Genomic DNA, 7,662 nt, shown 5'->3' on the forward strand with positions numbered 1-7,662 from the left:
ATTTATCCCTTGTTTTTTAATGCATTTATAATCATAGGAACGGCTTTTTCCATATGATCACCAGTAAATCCGAATGCCTTTTTACCTGCATTTACGGCTTCAATAACTTTTTCCTCCTGTGGCTGCTTCCCAGGCATGGATACGGTTTCACAATTGTCCCGACCAATCATCGCGATGGCCATTGCTAATGCTCCGCCACCACCAGTATGGCAAGCACCAACATAATAATCCGCCTGCCCGGTTTTAATAGCCATTGCTGCGTCCAAATCTGACTTTACAGATGTTTCAATGGATGAGTCTAATTCTTTAATTAACCCTTCAATTGCCTTTTTTTCTACTTGTCCCCCGATAACAATTTTCATCTTTTATCTCCCCCTTGATTTGCTTCTATTATAGTAGTATAGTGCATTGATAAAAACGCTTTCTCTTCTTCCGGTAGTGTGTGTCCCCATATATGCTCAATATTTTTAATGTGATTTTCCGCAGTGGGATAATAATTTGAATTTCTTACTTCTTTCATAATCTCGGAAGATGGGCCTTCCAGTGTCTCGCCTTCCCCAATCCGAGTAATTGCGGAAGGCAAATGGGTAAACAGCATCTCCGATTGTTCCAAATCTTCCGTTTTTAACTCTGTCAATAGATGATCAAATGCTTTTATTGTAACCTCGCAAGCCGGCTTGGAAATAACATCTCCTAAAGCTAGGATGTGTAACCTGTCCTTCAATTGCTCTCTATTCATTCTTAATCCTCCTTAATATACAGTTTTTTGTATATTGGTTGAAAAAGAAAAAGCGCTTAACTGTGCTTCTTAATAATGCGGCAATTTCTCTTTTCTAACTACCTTCTTTTGTGTTTCTACTATTTCATTTACATCTAATCTTTCCAAATAGTTCTTTACATCCTGTCGAGCTTTTTCCACTAATATAATGGAACTAGTTGCTTTTACAGAAATTGATTTGGCTTGTGAAGAACGAAAAGTCCCTACACCCATTTCACCTTTTGTACGGTTTTCATCAGCATTCCATACTGCTGCATCGATATCACCGCTCATTAGCATATCGAAAAGTTGCATATAATTGACCGGTACCAAATCAACCTCCAGCCCTTCACATTCGAGCAAAGTGATTTTGGATTGATCGATCGATGTATAATCCACCCCAACTCGCATACCATCTAAAATTCTATCATTCTGTTTATTCGCAAAGAAAATTTGATGTGTTGTTACATATGTTTGAGGCCCAAAGTTAACTGCTATTTCTAAGTTTCTGTTTATGTCCATTTCTTCTTCAGCAGCGAGTTGTGACATGATAATAAAGTCATAGCGCCGAGTTTTCAGAGCATCTAACCGTTGTTTAGAACCTCGCATATATGCCAAATCTATTCGATTCATCATAGCTTCAGATGCCTCAATCAATCCCGTAGCAAGGCCTTCATATTTGGTAGAATACGGTAGCGGCATAGCACCAATAAATGAACCAACACCTGCAATTTCTTTTAATAAATGCAAGTCTTTTTTTAGCAGGTATGTTCCCATATGCCCCCTTGCTTCGAGTTTTATAGCATGAATATTGTCCAGGACCTTAAGAGCTCCTTGAACTGTACCATTACCTATTGAGAATTCCTCTGCAAAATCACTTACTCGTGGGATACGTTCCCCTTCTCTTATAAGCATCATTTTACTGGCAATTTCTTTTGCAGCTAACCCATTCTTAGAATATAAGCCCTCTAAAATCCTACTCATTAATGACTCCTTAATTTTACAGAATATTGTATACTGTAGATTATAACGCTTTCATATAAATCTTGCAATGGAATATGCTATTTATAAAAATAAATGTACCTTTATTAATACTAGGATTAGAAATGAATTTATTTGTTTGCGTTGTTATTTATATTCGTTGCTGTAATAAAGTATAAGAAGAAGAGACCAAGCAATTCGCCTTGGCCTCTACTTATTTTGTTTTCTAGGGACTACTTAGCAACAAGTCCTATCCTGCATCCAGCTCCAAATTATCAGGTTAATAGTTTCTCCAATTCCTTCATTACTTCAAACGCACCTTCCGATTCATTCGAACACACTACAATACTTATAGAATTCTCTGGGTAGTATACAGAACGGAAGTTGCAACCTGGATCATACCCCATTAGAATATGCTTTTTCACTTTTCCCTGCTCCATATCCACATAGCCACCATAGCTGTAATAAAGATCTTCGTCTACTTCTATTTGTGGCTGGAAAAGCTTTTCCGTCATTTTTTTGGACAGTAACTGGTAGTTGAAAAGTGCATCCCAAAAGGTGACCATATCTTCTGCTGTTACAAAAGCACCGCCATCTGCTCCACCTTTTGCTGGTACAGAAAATATATTTGTTTTGTAACTGCCATCAGGCTCTTCAATATATCCGAGTGCAGTGTTTTCTGGCAGTTTATCCATTTCGAAGTAGCCTGAATGTATCATTCCTGCCTTTTCAAAAATAAACTGCTCCACATAATCAGTAAATGGCTTCCCGCTAATCTGTTCAACAATTAGACCTAATAAGATATACCCTGCATTATTGTAATGAAAGTCACCATCTGGTAAAGACGCCATTTCTCTATTCTGGAATAATGGAAGAAAATCATGTAGGCTACGAATTGCGTAAACTGGATTGTCTATCCAAAGTTCTTCGTAATCATCCATCTCTTCCTCATCAAAATAATCTGGAACACCAGAAGAATGTGTCAGCAATTGATGAATGTTTACTTCTTTGCTGTAAGCAGGAAAATCAATAGGCAGGCATTCATGGAGCTTTGTTTGGAAACTTAAAAGTCCCTGCTCAACAAGCTGACAAACTGCGATAGACGTAAAAATTTTACAACCTGAAGCAATGCCAAATCTCGTTTGACTGTTATTTTTTATTTGGTCGGAACGGTTTGAAAAACCAAAGCTTCCGCTATAATCGATCTCATTCTTCCTCGCATGATATACCCCTGAAAAATACATTTCCTTTTGTAGTAATTGAATTTTACCTTTTACTTCATTAGCATTCATTTAAATCCCCCTCAATTTTTAAGTTTTTATTAGAGAGGGTTAATTAGTACATCCCTCACATTTGAATGGTAATCATCATGTTCATCAACTCCCTACAGATTTAAAATACTCCTTAATATATTAGCACATAATTTTGAATATAGTTAAAAAAATAAAAAAAGACTTCATATGAAGCCTTTCATTGTTTATAATACGTCATTGTTATTTTGCTGCGCTTCTTGGACCTGTTGTCTAATATCATGCAGTTCCTCATATGCTTGTTGGAATTGCGGATTTTCTGTTAGCTCAGTTCCTTCATTCGATTGTAATGCTTGCAATGCTTGTTCCGCCTGTATTAATTGCTGCTCAGCTTGTTCAATCAATTTGTTATTCGCACCTTGTGCATCTAGGACTGCCTGCTGTGCGCTTATGATTTGTTTATGTGCCTGCTGAAGCTTCTGATGAGTATTCTCTTCCACCACATACATCCCCTTTATTTAATTAGATTATTTATAGTTTCCCAGAAAATAACCTATTTATGCACGGGTGCTAGTGTATGAATGTAATACGTATCATAGGCTCCTGTTGCTACATAACCAAGCTTTGTAGCTAATTTAGCTGATTCGGCGTTTGCAGCATCCCAGCTTGGATATTGTCCTCTTTCAAGACAGTCCACTATTAAGGCAGCAGCAACACATGTAGCAAGACCTTTTTTACGATGTTTGTCATCCGTTACAATTTCAATTTCAATTCCTTCATCATATATACTGTATGATGCGGCAGCACTTACTACTTTTTCACCAAATAAAATAGCAAAGCCAATGCCTCTGTCAAGGAAATCTGCAATCGAATCAAATTGCTTTATAAAATCAGGAGATACTTCAAATAAAGAAGGGATATTTACAATACTTTCATCTATCTTTCTGAGTTCATATCCTTCGGGCAAATTTGCAATGAGGTGTCGGAGATGGTCTGTATCTAAATCTTCCTGTCTTTTCCGAAAACCATACCGCTGAATCTTTTCTGCGCTATCATTATGTACTTCCTCAATGCGCATTTTCCATTCATCATTATCGACTATAGCGAGTATGTGTTCTGGGACGTTTTTCAGAAGATCTTCTACCCCTTCTGCAGCAGGATTACCAGCAAAAAATGTAAAATCACCTACCATTATTTGTGCAGCCTCTGGATTCTCTCTGTTATTAACCCACGCCTTCCCCATATGTCCCTGCAAGCAGGAAAGGATAGTCGTATCTTGCATTCCATTAAATAATGTTGCGATTTTTCGCTTCGTTTCTTTATCTGCTTGTTGTAGCATCATGCTAAACCCCTTCTCTCTGTCAGTTTTCAGTAAGTTTGTCGTACGCTTTTAATGATGTTTGTAACATTCCTTTATCATAACCAGAATAATAATAAAGCTTTTCCACCCATTGGTCTATATCTTTGGATACAGGCTCATCAATTAATCCTTCCCATGTAGAAAGGAAGCTCTCCCAATTATAAAATTCCCAGTGAGCTTTATCTTGATTATACGGTATCCGGCATTCAAAGAGAGGTTGAGGTTTTATCAAACGTTGAGACTGGTCGGCCGCCTGCAAACATTTATTTATCTCAATAGGCTTCAATTCAAAAGTTTGTTTAGAAGCTTTCCCATTTGGCCGGTAATATTGTACTTCTAACTCTTCGCCACGCTGCTCAAACTGAATCTCAGCTGCAGGAAAATGTCCTTTAAGCCTGCGACCATCATAAACTGCATCAATCGGCAAAGGATTAAGCCATTGGTCACCTAAATCACAAAGATAGCGTCCTCCTTTATCGTCCAGCGCTATGACAGCTATGTGAGCATGTTCGCTTCCCAGATGATGACCTATTGGATATGCTGGTATTCCCGCTTGCTTGAATTCATCCAATAACCATAGAGAAAGATCAAAGCAATTTCCCGCAATACCATATTGCTCCCGATGCTCTCTCATTTCGGTAACTTCTCGTTGCCTCCCTCCTCCTTCTTGCAAGTGAACCCAAATCTTGGTTAAGGTTTCCATGGGGAATTTATCAAACTTTTCCCATACAGATTGAATATGCTCAGGTACGTGAAGCATCTGGCAATCTCCTTTTTAATTCATTATATCAAAAGTAATACTATAATTAGTATTCATAATTAAACTAACGTTTGAAACGATTCTACATTGCTGTCATATTAAACGTATAGTTCCTGTAAAATATATGGATAAAAGGAAAGAGGGTGAGCAATTGCTTAATGGAATGAAGATACTTATTGCTGGCGGTGACGCAAGGTATATTGAAGTCATTGATATGTTGATGGAACTAAATGCCCAGCTTTACCTCGCAGGCTTTTCACAACTGAATCTAAATAAACAAGGGGTAACGAAGGTTGACGATTTACACCAGCACATAGAGAAAATGGATGCGATCATATTACCAGTTGCCGGAATAGATGATGAAGGAAATGTAGAAGCCCCATACTCTGATAAACCAGTGAAAATAACCAATGTGTTATTAAATATGACCCCTGAACACTGTAGAATTTATAGTGGAACCGCAAGGCACCAACTAAAAGAGATGGCTAAATCAGCAAATCGAAAACTAACAACACTATTCTCCAGAGATGATCTTGCCATATATAACTCTATTCCGACCGCTGAAGGAGCATTAAAACTAGCAATAGAGAATACAAAAGAAACAGTGCATGGTGCAACTATTACCGTCCTCGGTTTTGGAAGGGTTGGTGTAACGGTAGCCCGGTTATTTACGGCTGTTGGAGCAAACGTAACCGTAGCGGTCAGAAAAAAAGCGGCCTTTGCACGCTTATATGAGTTAGGAATAGAAGCAATAGATATGTCAGCTCTTGAGCAACATGCTAGCAAGACGGACATTTTTATTAATACAATCCCCGCACCTGTGCTTACAAACAGTATAATTTTAAAAATGAAACAAAGCGGTCTAATTATTGATCTTGCATCAAAGCCAGGAGGCACAGATTTTAACTTTGCAAAAGAACAAGGAATACATGCATTGCATGCACTAGGTTTACCAGGGAAAACTGCTCCTAAAACAGCAGGGAAGATAATTGCTACTATTCTTCAAGATGAACTACTGTCTGATTTCTGACTATAGGTAGCTCTAAAGTAATGTACCATTTTCAAATTCTGTACAATGTAACCAAAATAATTTATTATCAATAATAGATTTAAATCGTAATTATATTCTAAATTTATTGTACACTATCATTTGGAGGTTTCAATATGTATGCAATTACAAATGCAATAATTTATGACGGAAATGGAAATGTACTGAAAGACCATACAATTCTCGTAAAAGAAGGGAAATTTAAATCCATTGAAACCTGCGTAGCTGTTCCCGATGGTTATGAAGTGATTAATGCAGAAGGAAAAGTAGTCACACCTGGCTTAATAGATGTACATACCCATTTAGGCGTATCAGAGGAAGGTGTAGGTCGTGAAGGTAGTGACTTTAACGAGACTAGCGATCCAATTACACCGCAGGTTCGAGCTATTGATGGAATTAACCCAATGGAAACTGGTTTTGCCGATGCCAGAAAAGCAGGAATCACAACTGTTCAAATAATGCCAGGAAGTGCAAATGTTATTGGTGGTGAAATGGCTGTTTTAAAGACGAACGGAAATATAGTGGATGAAATGATTCTTCGAGCTCCTTCTGGAATGAAAGCAGCTACAGGGGAAAACCCTAAAATGTTTCATGGTGGTAAAGGAAAGATGCCGACTACCCGTATGGGTGTTGCAGCAAGGCTTCGGGAGAAACTAATTGAAACACAGAATTACATGGACAGAGAGAAAAAAGAGAGAGATCTAAGTCTCGAAAATCTTACAAAGGTATTAAAAAAGGAAATACCGTTACGGGTGCACGCCCATCGCGCAGATGATATTGTAACAGTTTTACGTATTAAAAAGGAGTTTGGTATAGACATTACCATCGAACATTGTACGGAAGGTCATAAGATTGCCGAATATATCGCACAGCATGATGTATGTGTTTCAGTTGGTCCTACGATGTCAACGCGCTCAAAAGTAGAATTGAAGGATAAAGGTTGGTCCACGGCGAAAGTACTCATGGATGCTGGTATTTCCTGCTCTCTTACAACTGATCATCCTGTGGTAGGAATTGAATATTTAGTAACAAGTGCCATCCATGCCATAAAACATGGTTTAACTGAGCAACAAGCATTGCAAATGCTCACAAGCAATGCTGCAAAGCATCTTGGTGTTGAAGACCAAGTTGGCTCCATTGAATCCGGTAAAGATGCAGATCTCGTCATTTGGAACGGTGACTTGTTTGATTTGCGAAGTAAAGTTGAAACAGTGTTTATTAATGGGGAAATAGTTAATACCAAAAAATAAAGAAATGTCAGCAGGCCTGCTTAACAAGCTGCAGGTATTTCTTCTATAACAAACAAAAAAGGTTATGCATATAAAATGCATAACCTTTTTCCATTTGCCTGGCGGCGTCCTACTCTTGCAGGGGCAAAGCCCCAACTACCATCGGCGCTGGAGAACTTAACTTCTGTGTTCGGCATGAGAACAGGTGTGACCTCTCCGCTATTACTACCAGACCTACAGGTCCTTCATGAACCCTATTAGGTATACCTTATACCCT

General features: G+C 38.3%; 9 protein-coding genes and 1 rRNA gene. 2 read left to right on the plus strand and 8 right to left on the minus strand.

Annotation, left to right across the window (positions count from 1 at the left end; translation table 11 throughout):
• Positions 1–2: 2 nt before the first annotated feature.
• The 7 genes from BN985_RS13600 to BN985_RS13630 form a co-directional block, all read right to left on the minus strand.
• Positions 3–362, minus strand: a complete 360-nt coding sequence (locus BN985_RS13600; protein WP_042224037.1) for a DUF2620 domain-containing protein — start codon at positions 360–362, stop codon at positions 3–5.
• Entirely contained in the window at positions 359–739 is a 381-nt protein-coding gene (locus BN985_RS13605) for a PRD domain-containing protein (RefSeq protein WP_042224038.1), read from the minus strand. The genes BN985_RS13600 and BN985_RS13605 overlap by 4 nt, the downstream gene beginning before the upstream one ends.
• Before the next feature lie 69 nt (positions 740–808).
• Positions 809–1,741, minus strand: coding sequence for a GntR family transcriptional regulator YhfZ (gene yhfZ / locus BN985_RS13610; protein WP_042224039.1), 933 nt, complete (start codon positions 1,739–1,741; stop codon positions 809–811).
• A gap of 272 nt (positions 1,742–2,013) precedes the next feature.
• Entirely contained in the window at positions 2,014–3,030 is a 1,017-nt protein-coding gene (locus BN985_RS13615; RefSeq protein WP_042224040.1) for a serine hydrolase domain-containing protein, read from the minus strand.
• Positions 3,031–3,215: 185 nt separating this feature from the next.
• Positions 3,216–3,497 (minus strand): hypothetical protein, encoded by a 282-nt coding sequence (locus tag BN985_RS13620; RefSeq protein WP_042224041.1) that lies wholly within the window; start codon positions 3,495–3,497, stop codon positions 3,216–3,218.
• Positions 3,498–3,541: 44 nt separating this feature from the next.
• Entirely contained in the window at positions 3,542–4,327 is a 786-nt protein-coding gene (locus tag BN985_RS13625) for a GNAT family N-acetyltransferase (protein WP_042224104.1), read from the minus strand.
• Between the two features lie 22 nt (positions 4,328–4,349).
• Positions 4,350–5,108, minus strand: a complete 759-nt coding sequence (locus BN985_RS13630) for a hypothetical protein (protein ID WP_042224042.1) — start codon at positions 5,106–5,108, stop codon at positions 4,350–4,352.
• Between the two features lie 151 nt (positions 5,109–5,259).
• Here BN985_RS13630 and dpsA point away from each other — a divergent pair, with 151 nt between their 5' ends.
• Both dpsA and BN985_RS13640 read left to right on the plus strand, forming a co-directional pair.
• Positions 5,260–6,138: a dipicolinate synthase subunit DpsA gene (dpsA, locus tag BN985_RS13635; protein ID WP_042224044.1), complete on the plus strand. Its 879-nt coding sequence runs from the start codon at positions 5,260–5,262 to the stop codon at positions 6,136–6,138.
• A 134-nt stretch (positions 6,139–6,272) separates the two neighbouring features.
• Positions 6,273–7,406: an amidohydrolase gene (locus BN985_RS13640; protein ID WP_042224045.1), complete on the plus strand. Its 1,134-nt coding sequence runs from the start codon at positions 6,273–6,275 to the stop codon at positions 7,404–7,406.
• 96 nt (positions 7,407–7,502) lie between these two features.
• Here BN985_RS13640 and rrf read toward each other — a convergent pair.
• Positions 7,503–7,618, minus strand: a 5S ribosomal RNA gene (gene rrf, locus BN985_RS13645).
• Between the last annotated feature and the right edge of the window lie 44 nt (positions 7,619–7,662).

This window comes from Oceanobacillus manasiensis (genome assembly GCF_000724085.1).
Classification (GTDB): Bacteria; Bacillota; Bacilli; order Bacillales; family Amphibacillaceae; genus Oceanobacillus_B; species Oceanobacillus_B manasiensis.

Bases quoted from the DNA above. Each gene is read 5' to 3' on its own strand.
- BN985_RS13630 (WP_042224042.1), bottom strand. From the start codon at position 5,108: ATGCTTCACGTACCTGAGCATATTCAATCTGTATGGGAAAAGTTTGAT.
- BN985_RS13600 (WP_042224037.1), bottom strand. From the start codon at position 362: ATGAAAATTGTTATCGGGGGACAAGTAGAAAAAAAGGCAATTGAAGGG.
- BN985_RS13615 (WP_042224040.1), bottom strand. From the start codon at position 3,030: ATGAATGCTAATGAAGTAAAAGGTAAAATTCAATTACTACAAAAGGAA.
- BN985_RS13640 (WP_042224045.1), top strand. From the start codon at position 6,273: ATGTATGCAATTACAAATGCAATAATTTATGACGGAAATGGAAATGTA.
- BN985_RS13625 (WP_042224104.1), bottom strand. From the start codon at position 4,327: ATGCTACAACAAGCAGATAAAGAAACGAAGCGAAAAATCGCAACATTA.
- BN985_RS13620 (WP_042224041.1), bottom strand. From the start codon at position 3,497: ATGTATGTGGTGGAAGAGAATACTCATCAGAAGCTTCAGCAGGCACAT.
- BN985_RS13605 (WP_042224038.1), bottom strand. From the start codon at position 739: ATGAATAGAGAGCAATTGAAGGACAGGTTACACATCCTAGCTTTAGGA.
- yhfZ (WP_042224039.1), bottom strand. From the start codon at position 1,741: ATGAGTAGGATTTTAGAGGGCTTATATTCTAAGAATGGGTTAGCTGCA.